Origin of the sequence: Sphingomonas ginkgonis (assembly GCF_003970925.1) — a bacterium.
GTDB classification, from domain to species: Bacteria; Pseudomonadota; Alphaproteobacteria; order Sphingomonadales; family Sphingomonadaceae; genus Sphingomicrobium; species Sphingomicrobium ginkgonis.
In genome coordinates, this window is record NZ_RWJF01000001.1 from 1,494,683 (window position 1) to 1,515,174 (window position 20,492).

Here is a 20,492-nt window from a genome sequence, read left to right on the forward strand (position 1 = left end):
CTTCTACTCCTCGATGATCGCGACGGCGCGGGTCCAGCCGGCCGAAGCGCCCTTGATCTTGTGCGGGAAGCAGCTGACCGTGAACCCGTCGGCGGGCAGCGCCTCGAGATTGTGCAGCTTTTCGAGGTGGCAGTAGCCGATGTCGCGCCCGGCCTTGTGGCCCTCCCAGATCAGCGAATGGTCGCCGGTCTGCTTCACCCGCTCGGCGGTGTAGACGAACGGCGCGTCCCAGCTCCATGCGTCAGTGCCGGTCACCCGCACTCCGCGGCTGGTCAGATACATGGTCGCCTCATAGCCCATCCCGCAGCCCTTGCTGACGAAGCCGGGATCGCCGAGCGCGCCGCCGGCGGCGGTGTTGACCAGCACGATCTCGAGCGGCCTCAGCTCATGCCCGATCCGGCCCAGCTCGGCCTCGACGTCGGCGGCGGTGACGACATAGCCGTCGGGAAAGTGGCGGAAGTCGAGCTTGACGCCGGGCTGGAGGCACCAGTCGAGCGGCACCTCGTCGATGGTGATCGCGCGCTCGCCGCCGCTCATCGTCGGGTGATAGTGCCAGGGGGCGTCGAGGTGGGTGCCGTTATGGGTCGTGAGCGTCACCCATTCCGCAGCGGCGAAACCGGCGCCGTCGGGCGTGTGCTCGGCGGTCACGCCCGGGAAGAAATGCTGCAGCTCGGCGACCGTTTCGGCATGGGTCTGGTAGCTGATCTTGGGTCGCATGAAAGGCGGGTCCGTGATCACCTCATTGTCGAGCGTGATCGACAGGTCGACGAGCCGGCGGATCATTCGCTTTCCCGCCAGTCGTAGCGGAGCGGCGCCTCGCGGAAGGCGAAGCGGTCAATATGGCGGGCGACAGCGCCCTCGAGGCCCTCGCGCTGGCCGGACGAGCTGGCCTCGATGCGGACGTCGATCGCCTGCTCGTCGGCGCGAAAGATGACCAGCCCGTCGGCTGGCCAGTCGGCGCCGCGACTGTCGCGCGGGAAGGTGACCGTCCCGCCCTCGGGGGTCTCGGTGACCGCAAGATTGTGCGACCAATGCTTGAGCAGCTGCGCGACATATTTGCGGCCCTGCGTGGTCTCGACGCGGGCCTTGACAACGAGGGTCATGAAGGCACTCCGGAATGGGAATGAAAAACGGCGCGAAGCCCAAGCGGGGTGACAATCCCGCCGAGCAGGCCGCCGTAGCCGATCTTGATCAGCAGCGCCGGGGTCCAGGCGATCGCGGTCCGGGTGGTGAGCGCGAACACCGCGGTCCACAGCAGCACACTGATCCCGGCGGCGAGCAGCGCGGTGGCGACGGCGCGTAGCGGCAGGTTGACCGTGCCGGCGCCGCTGCCTGGCGGGCCGAAGTGACCCTGCGCCAGCTTGCGGCGGGCGAGCACGCAGGGGACCAGCGTCGCCATCAACGCAACCATGAAGCCCTGCGGTGCGAAGTCGAGCAGGTAATGGCCGACGCCCCACAGCGGAACCGGGGACGAGCGCCAGAAGACCAGCAGGAAGAAGGCGAGGCTGAGCACCGCATTGATGATGACGCTGACGCTGGTCTCGCGGCGGATATGCTCCTGCGTCGTCAAGCGGTGCGACCTCCAAGCGTATCGGCGAACCAGTCGGCGATATAGTCACGGCCATAGGCCATGTTGTCCGCTCCGACATGCTCCACTCCGCCTTCGCGTGCGGTGAACAGCTTGAGTTCGCGACGAAGCGAGTTGGTGAGCTGGTCGAAGCTGCGGTGGGCATAGTCGACGCTGATCTGCCGGTCCTTCTCGCCGTGCGTGACGAGAAAGGGAACCCGGATCCGCTCCATCACCCCATCGAGGGTCATGTCGCGGCTCTTCTCGTGGAACTCGTCCATGTCGCTTGCCCCGAAGGCCCACATCACGTGCGCCCAGTAATGCGGGACGGGGTTCTCCCCCTCGCGGCGAAGACGCTTCTGCTGCACCTCGGCCCAGTCGTGATTGGCGCCCCACACCGCCCCCGAGGCGAAGCGCGGCTCATGGGCGACCGCGCGCGGGGCGAAATGCCCGCCAAGCGAAATGCCGGTCATGCCGACCCGGTCGGGATCGACGTCGTCCTGCTGCTCGAGCCAGTCGACCGCGCTGGACGCCCAATGCTCGCTATGCGGATCGACCGGAAGACCCTGAAGGCGGAGCGCCTCGCCGCTGCCGGGCTGGTCGACGCACAGAGTGGAGATGCCGCGGCGGGCGAGCGCCTCAGGGAGGCGCGACCAGTAGAGCAGCTCCTTGCAGCTATCGAGCCCGTTGCAATACACGACAACCGGCCGCCGGCCTTCGCCCGCTGCCCTTGTGTAGAGCGCGGGCATGGTGCCGCTTGAAAGCGGGATCTCCACCCGTTCGCGGTCGATCTTGCCGAGGAGGGTGGAGCGGTCGAACGCCTCCCGTGCCTTGGCGTAGGTTTCCCGTCGGCCGGGATGCCCGTGCCCCTGCATCCGCTCGGCGGTGAACAGGTAGAGCGCGGCGCGCTCCAGCTTGTTGGAGGCGGAGAAGGCGCGGCCGCGCTGCTCGTCCTCGGCGGCGAGGGCGAGCAGCTTGTCGGCCATCGCCACCCACTGCGCCATGAACTGCGGGGTTCCGGCATCGGCGCCGCTCGCCGCCGCGTCGCGGATCGGCTGGCACATGTCGACGATTTCGCCGATCTGCCCGCCGCTCTCCATCGCGATCGCGACCGACAGATTCCAGATATAATTGGGAAAAGGTTCGAATAGGGCCAAGGCGCGTCTTTCGTCAGAACATCGGGTGGGAGTTGGCGGCACGCGCGGGAACGGACTGGAGCACGTCCCGATGCTCGACGAAGCGGCCGTGCGCGAGCCGGTAGAAGTCGGCGACCGCCGCACCGCGCGGGGCATCCGGCGAGCGGACCCGGATGTAGATCGCGGCGAGGTCTCCGTCGACCAGGATGCGCTCGACGGTGAAGCGGCGGCCGGGCGACGCGAACATCGGGGCGAGCGCCGCGATCGCCGCGTCGCGCCCGTCGGCGATCCCCGGATTGTGCTGGATGTAATCGGGCGCGACGAAGCGCTCGAACGCCAGCTTCGGGTTCTTGTCGTGGTAGAAGAGGCGGGCGAATTCCGTGACGATCGTCCGGTTCCCCCGCGTGCCGGTGCCGGGCAGGGGCGATGCCGACGCCAGTGCCGCGGCCGCGAGCAGGGGCATCAGGCCGCCGCCGGCTGGAACAGGCCCTTGTCGGGCTCGGGATGCGGCATGGTCTGCGGGCCGCCGACCCCGATCCCCCACTGGTCCATGACCTGCGGACCCGGGACGTGGACCTGTGCCTCGTGGGCGTCGAAGTCGACCCGCTCGAGCTCGGCGGTATATTCGACTGCAAAGCCGTTGGGTGTCACGAAATAGCTGAAGGCATTGTTGCCGGCGGTATGCCGGCCCGGGCCCCACTTGATGTCGACGTCGGCCTGCCGCAGCCGCGATGCGCCACGCATCATGTCGTCGACGCTCAGCATGTCGTAGGCGATGTGGTTGAAGCACGGTGGCCCGGGGAGAAAGGCGACGCGGTGGTGCCATTCGTTGCAGCGCAGGAAGGCCATGAAGTCGCCGAGCCAGTCGCTGAGCTTGAAGCCGAGCACGTCGACGAAGAACTGAACCGCCGCCTTATGGTCGGGCGAGTGCATGACGATGTGGCTGATCTTCTGGGGAATGCCCTCCCACCGCGTGAGTTCGCGGGCGGTGCCGCGGCGGACGTCGGCGCTGATCTCGAACGGCAGCCCGTCGGGGTTGAAGAAGCGAAAGCCGTAGCCGCTGCCGAACCCGCCGAGCTCCTTCGGGTCGAACATAATCCGGCAGCCCGCTTCCTTCACCTTGCGGCAGAGGTCGTCGACCGAGGCGCGGCTGTCGGTGGCGAGGCCGATCACGTCGATTCTCTTCTCGTCCGAGGCACGGAGGCGGACGACGTAGGGTTCGTCGCTTCCTTCCGCCGCGAAATAGGTCATGCCGTCCTGCTCGCCGGCCAGCTTCAGCCCCCACTTGTCGGCGTAGAAGGCGCGCTCCGCCTCGAGGTCGGGAACGCCGTAGCCGACGTAGCGGAGCTCGGTCACTCGGGACATAAAATCCTCCTTGAGGTCAGACCGGCTTGGCGGTCCGTTCGAACATTTCCCGGGTCAGCGCCGGGTAATCGAGCGTGTCGCGGCGGCCGAGCTGGAACTCGCCGACCGCGACGCTGCTCTCGACGATGAAGCGGCAGCGGCCCTCGCGGCGGGCCTGGTAGGCGGCAAAGGCCGGTTCGGGCGCATGGCGGGCGAGCTCGTCGGCGAGCACGATCGAATCCTCAATCGCCATCCCGGCGCCCTGGCCGAGGTGAGGGGTGGTCCCGTGAACAGCGTCGCCGATCAGCACGACCCGGCCCTTGTGCCACGGCCCCTCGAGGTAGAGCGCCTCGAGCGGCTTGTAGACGACCGCGCGGTCGTCGGTGATCTGCTCGGCGAGCGCCGCGATCCTCGGAGCGACTCCGGCGAGGCGCTGGCGCATCGCCGCCGCGCGGCCCTCGACCGGCACGTGCGGGTTGCCCGGCTCGGGCGAGGTCACGAACATGTACATCGTGTCCGCCGAAAGTGGGACGAGGCCGAGCCCGACCCGGCCGGTATAGGCCTGGAGGCATTCGACCTCGGCAGGACGCGGGAGATTGTAGCGCCACACCGACTGGCCGGTGAAGGCGGGGCCGGGCGCATCGGGGAAGATGGCGGCGCGGGTCTGCGAATAGAGGCCGTCGGCGCCGACCAGCAGGTCGAACCGCTCGCAAGTCCCGTCGGTGAAGCGGACGCCGACGCCGTCGCCGTCGTCCTCGAAGCGCTCGACACTGGCCCCGAGGCGGATCTCGGTTCCCGCGCTTCGGGCCGCATCGGCGAGCACGCGCTGCAGCGCGGGCCGGCTGATCCCGAGCTGCGCCGGGTAATCTCCGCCGGCGAGCCGGGGCGAGGGGATGCTGGCCACCTGCGTCCCGTCGGGCGCGAACATCTCGATCCGGTCGAACGGGTAGGCGGACGCGACATAGGCGTCGAGCAGGCCCAGCGAGGCGATCGCACGGACGACATTGGCCTGCTGGATGATGCCGACACCGTAGACGCTCCACTCGGGATCGCGCTCGGCGATGGTAACGGAGAAGCCGCGCTGGCGCAGCGCGATGGCGCTGGTCAGGCCGCCGATACCGCCGCCGCTGATGAGGATTCTGGCCTGCTGCATCCGCTCCGATCCCGCGGCGGCGCTACGTGGCGCCGGTCCGTCGATATCGCTTCTACCCGCGGGTGAGTGGATAAGGATAACTGATATTTTCGATGCTGATGCATCACCAGGGCGAATAGGTTGTTGCGGCGGCGTGGAGCTGGTCGCGAAGCCAGGCGACCCCCGCTTCCTGGGTCCGGCTCCCGTGCCACTGCAGCATCTCGCGCATCAGCGGGAAGTCGAAGGGAAGCGGCGCGACAGCGAGGTCGAAATGCGGGAGCATCGATTGGGCGAGCCGCTCGTGGAGCAAAGCGAGGCGCTCGGTCCGCTCAAGCATCCACGGCACCGCCGTGAAGGAGCCGACGCTGACCTCGATCCGCCGCGGCAAGCCGATCAGTTCGAGCTGGCGGTCGGCGAAACTGGCGCCGCCGCGCGGCCCGATCGCGACCGAGACATGGCCGGCGGCGAGGAAGGCCTCGAGCGTCAGTCCCGAGCGCAGCAGCGGGTTCTGGCTCCACCCGGCGACGACGTGCCGCTCCTCGACCAGCAGCTCGGACGGCAGGCCGGGGAGGGTGAAGCTGTCGGGCGCGATGATGAGGTCGATGCGGCCGTCCTCGAGCTGGCGGAAACTGTCCTCGCTCGGCCCGATGACCTCGAAGCGCACCCCTGGCGCCTCGCGGGCGAGCCGGCGCAGCAGCGGGGCGAGCAGCGCGGTGCTGACATAGTCGGAGGCGGCGATCCGGAAGCCGCGCTGCGACGAGCCGGGATCGAAGCGGACCGAGGTGGCGAGCAGCTCGTCGACGCTACGCAGGGTTTCGCGCACCTGCGGGCGGAGCGACTCCGCGAACGGGGTCGGGTACATGCGCTTGCCGCTCACGGTCAGCAGCTCGTCGCCGAAAAAGGCGCGCAGCCGCCCCAGCGCGGCGCTCATCGCCGGCTGGCTGAGGTTCATCCGCTCCGCCGAACGCGACACGCTGCGGGTGTCGAGCAGCGTCTCGAGCGCGATCAGCAGGTTGAGGTCGAGGCCCTTGAGACGCATGCGTGCCGTTCCGCCGGTTGTTCGGCGCCTAACAGACCAAAGAGTAAGGGTCTTGACCAGCCGCGCCGCTCCTAGACCACCCGCCACGAGCGCGATTGACTCCCGCCCGGGTTGCTCTACTTAGATCAGAACAAACATTCTGATTTACCCTGAGGAGAGGGTGAGTGGCGGACGAGGTCAGATTGCCGGCGGATCGCCGGGCCGGAGTCGCGCAGGGGCTAACCGTGGTGATCGCGGGCTTCCTCCCGATCATGGCGATCGTCTCGCTGTTCCCGGCGGTCCCGTCGATCATAGACCATTTCAAGGCCGACCCGACGGCGAGCTGGAAGGTGCCGTGGATGGTTACCGCGCCCGGCCTGGCGATCGCGCTGATCGCGCCGTTCGCGGGGGTGCTGGTCGACCGGTTCGGCCGTCGTCGACTCGTCGTCTGGTCGACCTTCTTCTACGGCGCGCTCGGTTCTGCGCCCTTCTTCCTCACCAGCCTCGACGCGCTGTTCGCCTCGCGCATCCTGCTCGGAGTCAGCGAGGCGGCGATCCTCACCACTTTGAACACGCTGATCGGCGATTACTGGGACGACGCCGGACGGCGGCGCTGGTTGGCGATCCAGGGCGCGGTCGGTCCCTTCCTCGCCAGCGGGCTGATTCTCGGTTCGGGCTATCTGACCGGGATCCGCTGGAACGCGGTGTTCCTCGTCTACCTGCTCGCCTTCCTGATCTTCGCCGCAATGCTCGCCTTCCTGTTCGAGCCGGACAGCGACGACACCGCGCGACGGATGCTCGGGATCGACGAGGAGCCGGTCGACACCGGCTTTCCGGCCCGAGCGGTGGCGCTGATCGGCGGAGTGACCCTGCTCTGCTCGCTCCTCTACTATGTGTTCATCGTTAACGGCGGGCTCGTCTTCCGCGAGGCGGGAATTCAGTCGTCCGAGGAGTTGGGGCGGATCACCTTCATCCCCAGCCTGTTCGTGATCGCCGGGTCGGGCCTGTTCTGGCTGACCGGGAGGCTGCGCTCGGTCACCCAGATCGCCATCGTCCTCGCGCTGACCGGCGCCGGGCTGCTGATCATGGGGCTGGCGCCGGACTGGAAGTCGATGATCCCCGGCCTCTGCCTGCAGCAGGCCGGCTCGGGAATGACGATCCCCACCCTGATCGCCTGGGCGCAGACCAAGCTGCCGTTCGAGCATCGCGGCCGCGGGATGGGGATCTGGGCCGCTTGCTTCTTCGCCGGCCAGTTCCTCTCGCCGCCGATCGTCGCGCTGCTGGTGTCGGGCGTGGGGACGATGAAGAGCGCCTTCGCCTGGTCGGGGGTCGCCGCGGTGATCGGGATGCTGGTCGCCCTGCTGTTCGTGCTGCGCCGCCCGGCAGCCAGCCCGCTTGCCCATGCCTGAGGTTGCCATGACATCGAAGATCAAGCGTGGAGTCAGTCTCTACAGCTTCCAAGAAGAGCTGTTCCTTCGCCAGCTGAGCGTGGAGGAATGCGTCGCCTTCGCCGCCTCGATCGGAGCCAAGGGCATCGAGGTGTTGCCCGAGCAGAACATGCCGAGCTTCCCGGAGCTTGGCAGCGACGACGTCGCCTGGTGGCGCGAGATGCTCGCCCGGCATGACGCGCATTTCACCTGCTACGACATGTTCCTCGACACCAAGGTGCGCAAGGATCGCGAGATGAGCGACGAGGAGCAGGTCGCGTCGATCCGCCGCGACCTCGAGCTCGCCAATCGGCTCGGCATCCGCAACATGCGCGTGCTGGTGTTCGTCCGCCCCGACATCCTCGAGCGATGCGTCCCCGACGCCGAGCGGCTCGACGTCCATATGGGGGTGGAGGTCCATGCGCCGTGGCACCTCGAGCATGCGTGGATCCTGCGCACCATCGAGGTCGCCGATCGACTGGGCACCAGGCACCTCGGGATCCTGCCCGACATGGGCATCTTCATGAAGCACTACCCGCCCGAGTTCCGCGACCGCTTTCTTCGGCAGGGCGCGCGGCCCGAGGTGGCGCAGTTCATCATCGACAGCCACGAGCAGAAGATCATGGCCGAGTACACGATCTACGAGGTGGCGGTGAAGATGGGCGGCAACAAGGCGGAGGTGGCGATGGCCGAGACGCTCCGCCATGCGCCCTACGCCAACCCTAAGCGGATCGGCGACTACGCCCCCTACTTCCGCCACATCCAGGCCAAGTTCTACGGCATGACCGAGGACTGCCGCGATCCCTCCATCGCCTATGACGAGGTCATCCCCGAGCTGGTCCGCGCCGGTTGGGAGGGCACGCTGTCGAGCGAATATGAGGGCAATCGCTGGATCCAGGACGCCGGCCCGGTGGACAGCCGCGAGCAGGTCCGGCGCCAGCACGTCATGTTCGAGCGACTGATCGCCGAGGCGGAGGCCAGCCACTGATGTTCGAGAAATATCTCATCGTCGAGGACAGCCTGCGCAACGTGGCGGGCGGCTTCGAATTCCAGGCTCGGCTCGGCTATTATCGCGGGCTCGGCCTGTCGATGGTCGAGGATCTCGCGGTAGCGATCAACGGTGCGGCGGTCCCGCGCGAGGCGATCCGCTTCAACGAGGGGAAGGGGCCGCTCCGCCTCGCCGAAATGGAAACCGCCTATGACCGGCGCTGGGGATTCGGGGAGCCTGCCACCATCAGCGTCGACTGGCCCGAGCCGCTCGCCGCCGGAGCGCACCGGCTCGCGCTGACCGAGCGGCTGCGGGTTTCCTACATGCCGTTTCCCTCGATCCGCCAGAGCGAGACCGAGGTCTGCATCGCCGGCTGAGCGCCCGTCACGGCTCCGCGACGGGGCCGCGTTCCGCCCCCAATCACATATTTGCGCTTGACGCTTTGATCAGGCTCAAATTAGAACGCTAATACTTATTCAGATAGAGTCGAAATTCCCGTGAAGGGTCTCGACCGACAAGGCCGGGTCAACCGGCGTGAGGAGAGGGGTGTGATGAGCAGATCGAATCTCGCCGTGCGTCTTCTGGCCGGGAGCGCGCTGACGGCGCTCGGGACGGCCGCCGCCGCGCAGACCGTGCCCACCGTGCCGCCGACCGAGAACCCGGCGCTCGAAACCAACCAGACCCCCAACTCTTCGAACAACGAGCCGTCGCAGCCGGGCGCCCCCGCCTCCGAACCGACCTCGCAGAGCGGCGACGGCCTCAAGGAGATCGTGGTCACCGCCAACCGGACCCAGTCCAACGCGCAGAAGACCCCGGTCGCGCTGACCGTCTACAGCGGGTCCGACCTGGCCGCCGCCGGCGTCACCAACGTGGTCAACCTCCAGCAGGTCGACCCCAGCATCAACGTCACGACCAGCACCGGTGCGGGCTATGTCGCGATCCGCGGCGTCGCCTCGACCGACGTGACCGAGATCGGCGACCCTTCGGTGCCGATCGCCCGCGACGACTTCTTCACCAACCGCAGCTTCTCGATCGCAACCTCGATGTACGATCTCGAGCGGGTCGAAATCCTGAAGGGGCCGCAGGGCACGCTGTTCGGCCGCAACTCGACTGGCGGCCTCGTCCGCCTGATCAGCCGCAAGCCAGGCAAGACACTGGGCGCCGATGCCTCGCTGGAAGTCGGCAATTACAACACTTTCAATCTCGACGCCGGGATCGACCTTCCCGTTTCCGATCGGCTGCAGTTCCGCTTCTCGGGCATCCGCCATTATCACAAGGGCTATCGCAAGCTCGACGTGATCGGCGGACGCGGCGACGACGACGACACCTGGTCGGGCCGCGCCACCATGGCGTTCCAGCCGTTCGACGGCTTTCGCGGCTACGTGCAGTACCAGCACGACAAGATCGACGATGTCGGCGACGTGGCGCTCAAGACGGCGGTCGGAGTACGTCCGGACGGCCTCTCGTCGAAGCGCTTCGCCAACTATGTGCCGAGCTACAATCGGCTGACCGGCGATCGCGTCCGCTGGGAATTCACCTACGACCAGCTGCCGGGCGGGCTGTCGCTGATCTACGCCGGCGGATGGGACAAGCAGAAGTGGCGTCACCAGCTCGACGGCACAACCGTCGGCCCCGCCGGCACCCCGATCCTCCCGCCGCCCTTCTTCACGACCGGGCTGGCCGCCTTCCAGCAGGCGGAGAACCCGACTACCTGGAACCACGAGGTTCGGCTGGCGACGCGGCAAGACGGGCCGGTCACCGCGCAGGTCGGCTACTTCCACTTCAACGAGCATAACCGCAACCTCAACAGCGGCCTGCTCAACCAGAATCCCGGCGAATATCTCGGCCAGTACGGGATCCGCTTCAACTATGACGTGAAGACCCGCTCCGACGCGGTGTTCGGCCAGATCGGCTTCCGCCCGGTCGACTCGGTGCGGATCACCGGCGGCGCGCGCTACACCTGGGATCGCAAGGAGCGAAACGGGGTCAGCACGCTGCAGTTCGGCCCGCTTCTCAACGTGCCGTCCGTCCTCGTCCCCGTGTTCGGGCTGCCGCCGGTGCCGCTGGTGATCAACACCCCGGCGGGCGGGGAGATCTACAAGGGCAAGAAGCCCACGTTCCACGTCGGAGTCGACTGGAACCCGACACCGCGCAACATGGTCTACGCCAAGTTCGACACCGGCTATAAGTCGGGCGGATTCAACTCCAACGGCTCGGCGCCGGCGGTCCAGTACGGACCGGAGACGCTCAAGGCGTGGGAGCTCGGCACCAAGAACCGCTTCGCCGACAACCACATCCAGCTCAACGCCGACGTCTTCTATCAGATCTACGGCGGCTACCAGGCGTCGCAGTCGAGCGACGCGCTGGGCGGCTCGACCGGCACCTTCAACGTCGGCAGCGCGCACATCCGGGGCGCCGAGGCGCAGTTCGTGGCGTCGTACGGGCCGCTCCGGGTCGACGCCAACGCGACCCTGCTGCGGACCAAGGTGATCCGCGCCGCCATCCTTACCGCGGGCGACGGCACCCAGGTCGACGTGACCGGCAACCGGCTGCCGAACGCGCCCGGTTTCGTGCTGACCGGCGGGGTCGAGTATGAAATCGACGCCGGCCCGGTGACGCTCACCCCGCGTATCGACGGCAAGCATTCGACCCGCTTCAACTATTCGATCTTCAACTATGCCGACACCGAGCAGCATGCCTACACGACGTTCAACGCGTCGCTGAACATCGTGCCCAAGAGCAGCCGGTTCGAGGCGCTGCTGTTCGTTCGCAACCTCACCGACAAGACGGTGTTCGCCAACGCCGCGCGCAACTTCGTCGGCACGCCGGACATCAATACATACGAGTTCCAGCCGCCGCGCACCTATGGCGTGCGGGTTGCCTTCAAGTTCGTCGCCCCGCCGCGGGTCGAGGCCGCGCCGCCGCTGCCGCCTCCGCCTCCGCCACCGCCAGCGCCTCCGCCGACCCAAACCTGCGCCGACGGGTCGGTGATCCCGGTGACCGCCGTCTGCCCGGCGCCCCCGCCACCGCCGCCGCCGCCACCGCCGCCGCCAGCCGCGGAACGGGGCTGACCGGGCCTGATACGAACAGGGGAGGGGCGGCCCGCGGGCGCGCCCCTCCTTCCTTGTCGGACGGTGACGATCAGAGCCCGAGCAGCGACCGGTTGCGCGCCGCGTCGACGCCGCTCGCCGCAAAGTCGTCGAACGCGTGCGGGGTGACCCGGATGATGTGGTCGCGGATGAACGGAGCGCCCTCGCGAGCGCCGTCCTCGGGGTGCTTCAGCGCGCACTCCCATTCGAGCACCGCCCAGCCAGGATAGTCGTTCGCCGCCATCTTCGAGAAGATCGCACCGAAATCCACCTCGCCATCGCCGAACGAGCGGAAACGGCCGGGCCGGTCAACCCAGTTCTGGTATCCACCGTAAACGCCCGAGCGACCGTCCGGCCGAAACTCCGCGTCTTTGACGTGGAAAGCGCGGATCCGCTCGTGATAGCGATCGATGAAGTCGAGATAGTCGAGCTGCTGCAGCACGAAGTGGCTCGGATCGTAGAGGATGCAGGCGCGCGGATGGTTGCCGACTGCGTCGAGGAATCGCTCGTAGGTCGCGCCGTCGTGCAGGTCCTCGCCCGGGTGGATCTCGAAACAAGCGTCGACGCCATTGTCCTCGAACGCGTCGAGGATCGGGCGCCAGCGCCGCGCCAACTCGGCGAACGCCTCCTCGATCAGCCCGGCCGGGCGCTGCGGCCAGGGATAGACGTAGGGCCAGGCGAGCGCGCCCGAGAAGGTCGCGTGGGCGCCGAGCCCGAGCCGCCGACTGGCCATCGCGGCCTTCTTCAGCTGGTCGATCGCCCACTCGGTCCGCGCCGCAGGATTGCCGCGCACCGACTCTGCCGCAAAGCCGTCGAACAGCGCGTCATAGGCGGGGTGGACGGCGACCAGCTGGCCCTGGAGGTGAGTCGACAGCTCGGTTACGGCGAGCCCATGCGCGGCAAGCGTGCCGCTGATCTCGTCGCAATAATCCTGGCTTTCGGCCGCCCGGTCGAGGTCGACGAAGCTCCCCGGCCCGGTCGGCAGCTGCAGCCCCTGGTAGCCGAGCCCGGCTGCCCATTCGGCAATCGTGTCGAGCCGGTCGAACGGTGGCCGGTCGCTGGCGAACTGGGCGATGAACAGGCCGGGGCCACGGATCGTCTTCATGGTCGTCCTCGTCAGACGGTGAGGGAAACCCAGCCGCTTCCGTCGCGGCTGGCGGCGACGGCGGTGTCGACGAACGCCATCGAGCGCAGCCCGAGGTCGATCCCCGGCACCAGCGCGGCCTCTCCCTCGCCGCGGAGCAGCGCAGCGAAGTCCCGGTAGAGGTTGGCGAATGCCTCGAGGTAGCCCTCGGGGTGGCCACCGGGAGTACGGGTGGCCGCGGTTCCGAGCGGACCGACCGCGGCGGTTCCGGTGCGGACCAGCTCGGTACCGCCGTCGAGCCGGTGCAGAGTCAGGCTGTTCGGCTCCTCCTGGCGCCAGTCGAGCCCGCCGCGCTCGCCATAGACCCGGATCCGCAGCCCGTTCAGCTCGCCGACGCTGATCTGCGAGGCCAGCAGCACGCCGCGCGCGCCGTTGGCGAAGCGCAGCAGCACGCTGCAGTCGTCGTCGAGCCGGCGGCCGGGCACCACTGCGGCGAGGTCGGCAAGCAGCTCGGTGACCGGCTGCCCGGCCACGAACTCGGCCAGGTTGAAGGCGTGGACGCCGATGTCGCCGATGCACCCGCCGAGCCCCGCCTGCGCCGGGTCGACCCGCCACCCGGCCTGCTTGGAACCCTCCTGCTCGATGGGCTGGGCAAGCCAGCCCTGCGGATATTCGACGACCAGCTTGCGGACGGCGCCGATTTCGCCGCCCGCGATCAGCTCGCGCGCGTGGCGGACCAGCGGGTAGCCGGTGTAGGTGTAGGTGAGCCGGTAGTGCAGCCCGGACGTGTCGACCGCCGCCTTGAGCTCGCGCGCCTCGGCAAGGGTCGCCGTCGCCGGTTTGTCCGACATGACGTGGAGCCCGGCCGCCAGAGCGGCGCGGGCCGCGGGAAGGTGGAGATGGTTGGGGGTGACGATCGCGACGAACTCGATCCCGTCCGCCCGCGCCGACTCCGCTTCGATCATCGCCTCAAGGCTGGGGTAAGCGCGCGACGGGTCGATCCGGTAGGTCTCGCCCGCCGCGCGCGAGCGCCCGGCATCGCTGCTGAAGGCACCGGCGACCAGCTCGATCTCGCGGTCCATCTCGGCAGCGAGGCAATGGATCGGCCCAATGAAGGCGCCCGGCCCGCCGCCGACCATCCCCATCCGTAGCCGCGCCACCGGCTCAATCCCGCGGCGGGTGGCGGAGGAAGGCGCTGCTCATCGCCGCGAGGTCCTCCTTGAGGACCCGCCAGTCGCCTTCCCAGGCGGCGTCGGTCGACGAGCCGAAGCCGAGATAGCGGGCGACCGCGGCGTAGACGATCCGGAACAGCGAATTGATCGCCCGCTCCGGGTCGGGGTGGCGGATCTCGTCGCGCCGCGCGAGCAGCGCCTCGTGGAACTGCTGCTCGGTGACGGCATAGCTCTTCTTGCCGACCCCAGCGACGATCGCGTCGGTAGTCGCGCGGAGCATGAAGGGGCGGAGGATCGCCGAGTGCTTGCGCAGCACCTCGGCGATGGATTCCACAAGCCGCCCAACCAGGTCGACGAGCGATCCGGCCTCGGATACCGCTTGGGCGATCCCTGAGGCCTGGTCCGAGTCGATGTCGGCCAGCGCCCGGACCTGCACCGCGCGGATGAGATCGTCCTTGCTGTCGAACCGACAGTAGATGGAGCCGATCGAAACCTTTCCCGCGCGACTCACGTCGGCGAGGGTAAACTCGTCGTTACCGCGCTCGACCAGCAGCTTGGCCGCAGCATCCACCATCCGCTCGAACGAGGCGCGGCTGCGCCCCTGCAGTGGTTCGCGGCTCGGCGCCGCCAGATCGACCTTCACATTCATCGTCCCGTCGAGACCCTGGTTGACGAACGGCCGCCACCTGCATTACCAAACAATCAGAACAGCCATTCTAGTTTTCAGATTCATAGTGGAGCCGCCACGCGGATCTGTAAACCGCTAATGGGCTGCCGAGGAGAGAGTAAGATGCGCTTTTCGCAATTTCTGAACGCGCGCTCCATGTCTCCCGTCGAGGACCGCGCGCTCATCAAGAACCTCGAGGCGCATGCCACGCTGGCGGCGCGCAACGGCTTCTCGGCGATCTTCCTCCCCGATCATCATTTCAACGGCTACATGCCGATCGCCTCGGACAGCTACATGTTCGCGGCCTGGCTCGCGGCCAAGCTGCCGGAGATGCACTTCGGATTCTCGGTGACCTCGACCCCGCTGCACCACCCGGTGCGGTTCGTCGAGCGGATCAACATCCTCGACCAGCTGACCGACGGGAAGATCCTCGTCGGCATCGGCTCGGGCACCACGCCGGAGGAGATGATCGGCTTCGGCGTCAACTATACCGAGGCCTCCAAGGTGGCGGAGGAGAACCTCGCCATCGCCGACCGACTGTGGGCGAAGGAGATGGACGACCCGGCGGTCGAGTTCGATACCGGCCACTACAAGGGCCGGGTGCTGCAGCGGATCGCCCCCGCACCCTACTCGCGGCGGCCGCGGCTGATGCCGGTAGCGATGAAGGAGGCGAGCGCCCGGCGTGCCGCCGAGAATGGCTGGCCCGCCTTCATCCCGGCGTTCACCCCGCCGCAAATCGGCGGCACCGAGCCGCTCAAGCATGTGACCCGGTACTTCACCACCTACCGCGACATGCTGCTGGCAGCCGGCCACCCCGAGGCGACGGTCGCCGATGCTCTGTCCTGGACCACCCATACCTACCAGTGCGTCCATCTCGCCGAGAGCGACGAGCAGGCACGCGCCGAGCTGGAGACGATTCTGCGCGCCTACCAGGACGCGGTCGAGCGGGAGGCGGCCTTCAACCGTCGCGCCGAGTCGGATACGGCCAACACCAAAACCGATCGCACGCCCGATGCGCTGAGCGAGGACTGGATCGCCACCTGGTGCCTCTACGGCAGCCCCGACACGGTTGCCGAGCATCTCCGCCCCTATGCCGAGCTCGGCATCGGCAACATCCTGTGTGGCACCACCACCGGGCCGCTGACCGACGAGCGGCTGCGGCTTGCCAACCAGACGGTGCGGTTGCTGGGCGAGAAGGTGATCCCGCGCTTCGCCGAGCAGCGCGTCGCGGTCCCGGCGTGAGCGGGCCGCGCATCGTCGGTTTCGGCGGGACCACCCGCGAGGGTTCGACCGGCGAGCAGCTGATCCGCGCCGTGCTCGAGCGCTGCGCGCGGGGCCGCGCAAGCACTCGGCTGTTCGCCGGCGCCGAGCTTGCCGCACTCCCGCATTTCGCGCCCGAGCAGCCCGAGCGAAGCCCTGCCCAGCGCGACTTCGTCGAGGCGATCCGCGCCGCCGACGGAATCGTCATTGGAACACCCGGCTATCACGGCGGGGTCTCCGGTCTGGTCAAGAACGCGATCGATTTGCTTGAGGATCTCCGTGCCGATCAACGCCCCTATTTCGAGGGGCGGCCGGTCGGCCTGATCGTGTGCGCCGCCGGGTGGCAGGCGACCGGGGTCACACTCGCCGCGCTGCGCGGGATCGTCCACGCGATGCGCGGCTGGCCGACCCCGCTCGGCCTCACCGTCAACACGGTCGCGCAGAAGCCGTTCGATCCCGCCGGCGCGCTCGCCGATGAAGCCGTCCGCGGCGGAGTCGAGGAACTCTCCCGCCAGCTGATGAGCTTCGTTCGCCCATGACCGATCCCGCCCTCAGCCACGCGGAGCAGGCCGCGCTGACCGCCGGCGCCGCCATGTGGGAGACCGTCGCGGTGCCGCATGCCGGCGTCCCTTCGGTCCGGCTGGCGGACGGGCCGATGGGCATCGCCAGCGGCCGGGTCGACGAGCGCGACGTCGCGCTGCTCACCCCCTGTCCGACCGCGCTCGGGGCGTCGTGGGATGTCGATCTCGTCCGCCGCGTCGGCGCGCTGGTCGGGCACGAAGCGGTGCGGATGAGCGTAGACCTGGTCCTCGCTCCCAACCTCAACCTGCCGCGCAGCCCGCTGGTCGGGCGCAGCTTCGAGCTGTTCTCCGAAGATCCGTTCCTCACCGGGAGCCTCGGCGTGGCGTGGCTGCAGGGCATGCAGTCGACCGGCACCGGCGCGGTCGCCAAGCATCTGGTCTGCAACGACAGCGAAACTCAGCGCAACAGCATGAACGTGCGGATCGGCGAGCGGCCGCTTCGCGAAGTCTACCTCCTGCCGTTCGAAATGGCGGCCGAGGCAGGCGCCGCCGGCCTTCTCACCGCCTACAACCGGGTGAACGGCCTCTACTGCGCCGAGCACGCGCCGATCCTGTCCGAGATCGTCCGCGCCGACTGGCGGTTCGAGGGGCTGCTGGTCAGCGACTGGTTCGGCACGATGTCGAGCGACAGCCTCGCGGCCGGCCTCTCACTGGAAATGCCAGGACCGGGCCGCTTCATGGGCGACCGGCTGATCGATGCCGATCCCGCGCTGGTCGCGGCGGCCGCCAGCCATGTCGCGCGCACTGCCGTGCGGTGGTCCGCGGCCAAGGCGGTGCCGATCGATCCGGCAGACGCCGAGGCGCTGCTCGTCGAAGCCGCGGCGGCGGGGTTCACCCTTTTGCGCAACGAGGGCGGGCTGCTGCCGCTGGTGCCCGGTCGCGAGCGCCGGATTGCGGTGATCGGCCCGAACGCGACATCGCCCTGCTTCCAAGGGGGGACGTTCGCTCGGATTGCGCTCACCCCCTATGCGGTGAACCCGCTCGATGCACTCCGTGCCCGCTTTGCCGGAATCGCCGAGGTCGTCCACGAGCCCGGCGTCGATCCCAGTCCGCGGCTGCCGCCGATGAACGTCACTCCGGCGCGCGACCTTGGCGACGGCTGTACCCGCGGCATGACGATCGACTATTTTGCCGATCATGCGCTCTCCGGCGAGCCGCTCGCCAGCGAGACCCGCGCCACCAACTCGCTGACCTGGTTTACCGGGATGCACGAGCTCGGCGCCTGGGATTGCGATGGTGCGGTCCGCGCGAGCGGCCTGTTCAACCCCACACGCAGCGGCGAACACGACCTGCGGGTCGGGGGCACCGGCGCGGTCCGGCTGCTGGTCGACGGGCGCGAGGTGCTGTGCCACGACCAGCAGATCGCGCCCGGTGACATCATGGGCGTGCTCAAGGCCGGTGACAGCGAGGGCGTCGCGGTGAGGCTCGAGGCGGGACGGCCGGTCAGCATCCGTGTCGAGTTCCGCTACGGCAAGGCGCGGGCGCAGGGCCTGTGGTTCGGGATTCGCGAGCCCGACGAGCCCGAAGCGATGCTCGCCCGCGCGGTGGCGGCCGCCCGCTCGGCCGACGCGGTGCTTCTGGTCATCGGCGAAACCTCGGACTCGGGGGTCGAGAGCAAGGACCGCGCCGATACCGCCATCGATCCGCCGCAGCAGCGGCTGATCGAGCGGGTCTGCGCCGCGAACCCACGCACCGCGATCATCGCCAATGTCGGCCACGCCTTCGATACGAGCTGGGAGGAGCAGGCGGCGGCGATGATTCTGGCCTGGTATCCGGGGCAGGGCTTCGGGCCCGCGCTCGCCGCGGTGGTGGCGGGCGACCGCGAGCCGGGCGGGCGGATGCCCGTCACGATCGCTCGTCGCGACGAGGATTATCCCGCCTTCGACACCACACCGAATGGCGCGGGGAATCTCGCCTACGACGAGGGCGTGCGGATCGGCTATCGCGGCATGCCCCATCCGCGCCATGCGCTCGGCGCCGGCTTCGGCTACGCCCGCTTCGCCATCGCCGCTGCGGCCGTGGCGCCGACCCCCGAGGGGTGGGTTGTCGAGCTCGACGTCGAGAATGTATCGGCGCATGCCGGTTCCGAGGTCGTTCAGGTCTACCGGGCGGAGCCCGAAATCACCCTGATCGGCTTCGCCAAAGTCCATCTTGCTCCCGGCGAGCGGCAGCGCATCGCGATCCCGCTGGCGCGGCGGCGAATGATGATCTGGGACGGCGGTTGGCAGCTGCTGGGCAAACGGGCGACCCTGCTGGTCGGCCGCTCGGCCGTCGACACGCCGTTCCGGCTCGACCTGCCGCTCGCCTAGGCCTTAGCGTCGGCGAGGATCAGCTCGGCGGCGCGCGCCGCAACCGCCATCGTCGGGCCGTTGGTGTTGCCCGAGACCGGCGTCGGCATGATCGACGCATCAACCACCCGCAGCCCGTCGATGCCATGCACCCGGCAGCGAGAGTCGACTACCGACAGCAAAGGGTCGGTGCCCATCGCGCAGGTGCCGGTTCCGTGCAGGCCCGGGCTCATCATCCACTTGAGTTCCTCGATCAGCTGCTCGTCGCTCTGGCAGTCGGCGCCCGGGGTTCGCTCGCGCCCGACGTGGCGGCGCAGCGGCTCGGCCGCGGCGAGCCGGCGCAAGGTACGCAGCAGGAGCAGCGACTTGTCGCGATCCCGCTCGTCGCTCCACCAGCCGGCATCGATGCGCGGCGCGGCCGCAGGGTCGCTTGAGGCGATCCGTACCGACCCGCGGGAATGCGGGCGGAGGTCGAACCCGGCGAAGGTGATCCCCGGCGCCGCGGTCATCGGCCCGCGTCCCGCCTCGGTCTTCATCTCCTTGGACGAGCGCATCGCGAAGGGTGCCGCGGCGAGCTGGAGGTCGGGCCAGTCCGGCTGTCCCTGCGTCGAGTAGAGCATGGTCAGCGGCATGCCGACCCGTGCCATGCGTCCGGTACGGGTGAGGAAATATTGCAGCGCGTGGCGGTAGACCCGCCAGGTCACGAACTCGCGATTGTCGCCGCCATGTTCGTGGAGGTCGAAGCTGATTGACAGCATCTGGTGGTCGGCCAGGCGGGCGCCCACCGCCGCCCGTTCTGCTACCACCGGAATGCCGAGCCCGGCGAGCAGGTCGCCCGGCCCGATCCCGGAGCGTTGCAGCAGGGCAGGGGAGTTGTAGACGCCCGCCGCGACGATTACCGCGCCGCGCGCCTCGTAGCGCCGCTCCGTCCCGTCCGGCAGCCGGCACAGGATCCCGGTCGCGCGCGTCCCGTCGAACAGCAGCCGCTCGACCTGCGTGTCGCTGACGATCGACAGGTTGGAGCGGTTGCGGATCGGGTCGATGAAAGCGGACCAACTCGATGCCCGCTCGCCGCGCCGGTCGACCGTGAACTGCGTCCGCCCGACGCCTGCCCGGCCGGGTGTATTGATGTCGTCGAGCCATGGCACGCCGAGGCTCTGGCAGGCCTCGCCAACCCGCTCGATCAGCGAGTCCTTCATCACCAATTGGGTGACCTGCAGCGGGCCGTCGCGGCCGCGGCTCGGGTCCGCGCCGGGCTCGTGATAGCTTTCCAGCCAGCGGAAGTTGCGCTCGATCTCGGCCCAGCTCCACTCGGCCAGCCCGCGCTCGCGCCACCCGTCATAGTCGCGCGGCATGCCGCGCAGATACCACATGCCGTTGACTGCCGAGGAGCCGCCCAGCCCGCGGCCGTATTTGTGCGTCTCGGGCGAGCGGCCAAGATGCGGCTCGACCGCGAACTCGTGGAAAAACTCGGGCTTCTGCCCGACGCGGATGAAGCCCGCCGCCATCTTGATGAACCAGTGATCGGTCCGCCCGCCGGCTTCGACCAGCAGGACACGACTGTCCGAATCCTCGCTCAGCCGCCGCGCCAGCACGCAGCCGGCCGAGCCGGCACCCACGATCACATAGTCGAATTGGTCGGTCTGCACCCGCGATTCCTCTCCTGCCTCGATTAGAACGGCAATTCCGATCTGTCGAGATCGGAGAGGGAGACGCGCGCGAATGGAACTCGGCACGCG

19 protein-coding genes are annotated in these 20,492 nt (G+C 68.6%); 7 read left to right on the forward strand and 12 right to left on the reverse strand.

The annotated features are described in order from the left end of the window. Positions 1-3: 3 nt before the first annotated feature. The 8 genes from HMF7854_RS07260 to HMF7854_RS07295 form a co-directional block, all read right to left on the reverse strand. Positions 4-783, reverse strand: coding sequence for a cyclase family protein (locus HMF7854_RS07260; RefSeq protein WP_126718485.1), 780 nt, complete (start codon positions 781-783; stop codon positions 4-6). After that, positions 780-1,103: a DUF2218 domain-containing protein gene (locus HMF7854_RS07265; RefSeq protein ID WP_126718486.1), complete on the reverse strand. Its 324-nt coding sequence runs from the start codon at positions 1,101-1,103 to the stop codon at positions 780-782. Before HMF7854_RS07265 ends, HMF7854_RS07260 begins: the two co-directional genes overlap by 4 nt. Further along, a complete protein-coding gene (locus HMF7854_RS07270; RefSeq protein WP_126718487.1) occupies positions 1,100-1,570 on the reverse strand; it encodes a hypothetical protein in 471 nt (156 codons plus the stop codon). Before HMF7854_RS07270 ends, HMF7854_RS07265 begins: the two co-directional genes overlap by 4 nt. Further along, the gene (locus tag HMF7854_RS07275; protein ID WP_126718488.1) at positions 1,567-2,724 is read right to left on the reverse strand and encodes an alpha/beta hydrolase family protein; all 1,158 of its coding nucleotides are present in this window, start codon (positions 2,722-2,724) and stop codon (positions 1,567-1,569) included. The genes HMF7854_RS07270 and HMF7854_RS07275 overlap by 4 nt, the downstream gene beginning before the upstream one ends. 13 nt (positions 2,725-2,737) lie before the next feature. Then, complete coding sequence (locus tag HMF7854_RS07280; RefSeq protein WP_126718489.1) at positions 2,738-3,166, reverse strand: nuclear transport factor 2 family protein; 429 nt, start codon at positions 3,164-3,166, stop codon at positions 2,738-2,740. Then, positions 3,166-4,068: a VOC family protein gene (locus tag HMF7854_RS07285; RefSeq protein ID WP_126718490.1), complete on the reverse strand. Its 903-nt coding sequence runs from the start codon at positions 4,066-4,068 to the stop codon at positions 3,166-3,168. The genes HMF7854_RS07280 and HMF7854_RS07285 overlap by 1 nt, the downstream gene beginning before the upstream one ends. A 16-nt stretch (positions 4,069-4,084) precedes the next feature. Beyond that, a complete protein-coding gene (locus HMF7854_RS07290; protein WP_126718491.1) occupies positions 4,085-5,200 on the reverse strand; it encodes an FAD-dependent oxidoreductase in 1,116 nt (371 codons plus the stop codon). A gap of 103 nt (positions 5,201-5,303) precedes the next feature. Further along, positions 5,304-6,218 carry a LysR family transcriptional regulator gene (locus tag HMF7854_RS07295; protein ID WP_126718492.1) on the reverse strand — a complete coding sequence of 305 codons (915 nt, stop codon included), beginning with the start codon at positions 6,216-6,218 and terminating at the stop codon, positions 5,304-5,306. Positions 6,219-6,382: 164 nt separating this feature from the next. On the opposite strand from HMF7854_RS07295, the gene HMF7854_RS07300 reads away from it, so the two are divergent. The 4 genes from HMF7854_RS07300 (at position 6,383) to HMF7854_RS07315 (ending at position 11,683) form a co-directional block, all read left to right on the forward strand. Continuing rightward, positions 6,383-7,606, forward strand: a complete 1,224-nt coding sequence (locus HMF7854_RS07300; protein WP_239016883.1) for an MFS transporter — start codon at positions 6,383-6,385, stop codon at positions 7,604-7,606. Between the two features lie 7 nt (positions 7,607-7,613). Further along, positions 7,614-8,612 (forward strand): sugar phosphate isomerase/epimerase family protein, encoded by a 999-nt coding sequence (locus HMF7854_RS07305; protein ID WP_126718493.1) that lies wholly within the window; start codon positions 7,614-7,616, stop codon positions 8,610-8,612. Continuing rightward, positions 8,612-8,989, forward strand: a complete 378-nt coding sequence (locus HMF7854_RS07310; protein WP_126718494.1) for a C-glycoside deglycosidase beta subunit domain-containing protein — start codon at positions 8,612-8,614, stop codon at positions 8,987-8,989. The genes HMF7854_RS07305 and HMF7854_RS07310 overlap by 1 nt, the downstream gene beginning before the upstream one ends. Before the next feature lie 174 nt (positions 8,990-9,163). Then, positions 9,164-11,683: a TonB-dependent receptor gene (locus HMF7854_RS07315; protein ID WP_126718495.1), complete on the forward strand. Its 2,520-nt coding sequence runs from the start codon at positions 9,164-9,166 to the stop codon at positions 11,681-11,683. A gap of 70 nt (positions 11,684-11,753) precedes the next feature. On the opposite strand, the gene HMF7854_RS07320 is transcribed toward HMF7854_RS07315, so the two are convergent. Genes HMF7854_RS07320 through HMF7854_RS07330 form a run of 3 tightly spaced genes read right to left on the reverse strand, consistent with a single transcriptional unit; the run spans position 11,754 to position 14,600 of the window. After that, the gene (locus tag HMF7854_RS07320) at positions 11,754-12,806 is read right to left on the reverse strand and encodes a sugar phosphate isomerase/epimerase family protein (protein ID WP_126718496.1); all 1,053 of its coding nucleotides are present in this window, start codon (positions 12,804-12,806) and stop codon (positions 11,754-11,756) included. Positions 12,807-12,817: 11 nt separating this feature from the next. After that, positions 12,818-13,930 (reverse strand): Gfo/Idh/MocA family protein, encoded by a 1,113-nt coding sequence (locus tag HMF7854_RS07325; RefSeq protein ID WP_126720118.1) that lies wholly within the window; start codon positions 13,928-13,930, stop codon positions 12,818-12,820. Positions 13,931-13,949: 19 nt separating this feature from the next. Then, positions 13,950-14,600 carry a TetR/AcrR family transcriptional regulator gene (locus HMF7854_RS07330; RefSeq protein WP_185829200.1) on the reverse strand — a complete coding sequence of 217 codons (651 nt, stop codon included), beginning with the start codon at positions 14,598-14,600 and terminating at the stop codon, positions 13,950-13,952. A 147-nt stretch (positions 14,601-14,747) separates the two neighbouring features. Between HMF7854_RS07330 and HMF7854_RS07335 the strand changes: the two genes are divergently transcribed. Genes HMF7854_RS07335 through HMF7854_RS07345 form a run of 3 tightly spaced genes read left to right on the forward strand, consistent with a single transcriptional unit; the run spans position 14,748 to position 18,774 of the window. Then, on the forward strand, positions 14,748-15,866 hold the full coding sequence (locus HMF7854_RS07335; RefSeq protein WP_126718498.1) for an LLM class flavin-dependent oxidoreductase: 1,119 nt from the start codon (positions 14,748-14,750) through the stop codon (positions 15,864-15,866). Beyond that, a complete protein-coding gene (locus HMF7854_RS07340; protein WP_126718499.1) occupies positions 15,863-16,423 on the forward strand; it encodes an NADPH-dependent FMN reductase in 561 nt (186 codons plus the stop codon). The genes HMF7854_RS07335 and HMF7854_RS07340 overlap by 4 nt, the downstream gene beginning before the upstream one ends. Further along, complete coding sequence (locus HMF7854_RS07345) at positions 16,420-18,774, forward strand: glycoside hydrolase family 3 C-terminal domain-containing protein (protein ID WP_126718500.1); 2,355 nt, start codon at positions 16,420-16,422, stop codon at positions 18,772-18,774. Before HMF7854_RS07340 ends, HMF7854_RS07345 begins: the two co-directional genes overlap by 4 nt. Here HMF7854_RS07345 and HMF7854_RS07350 read toward each other — a convergent pair. Beyond that, positions 18,771-20,402 (reverse strand): GMC family oxidoreductase, encoded by a 1,632-nt coding sequence (locus tag HMF7854_RS07350; RefSeq protein WP_126718501.1) that lies wholly within the window; start codon positions 20,400-20,402, stop codon positions 18,771-18,773. The two genes, HMF7854_RS07345 and HMF7854_RS07350, sit on opposite strands and share 4 nt — an antisense overlap. Between the last annotated feature and the right edge of the window lie 90 nt (positions 20,403-20,492).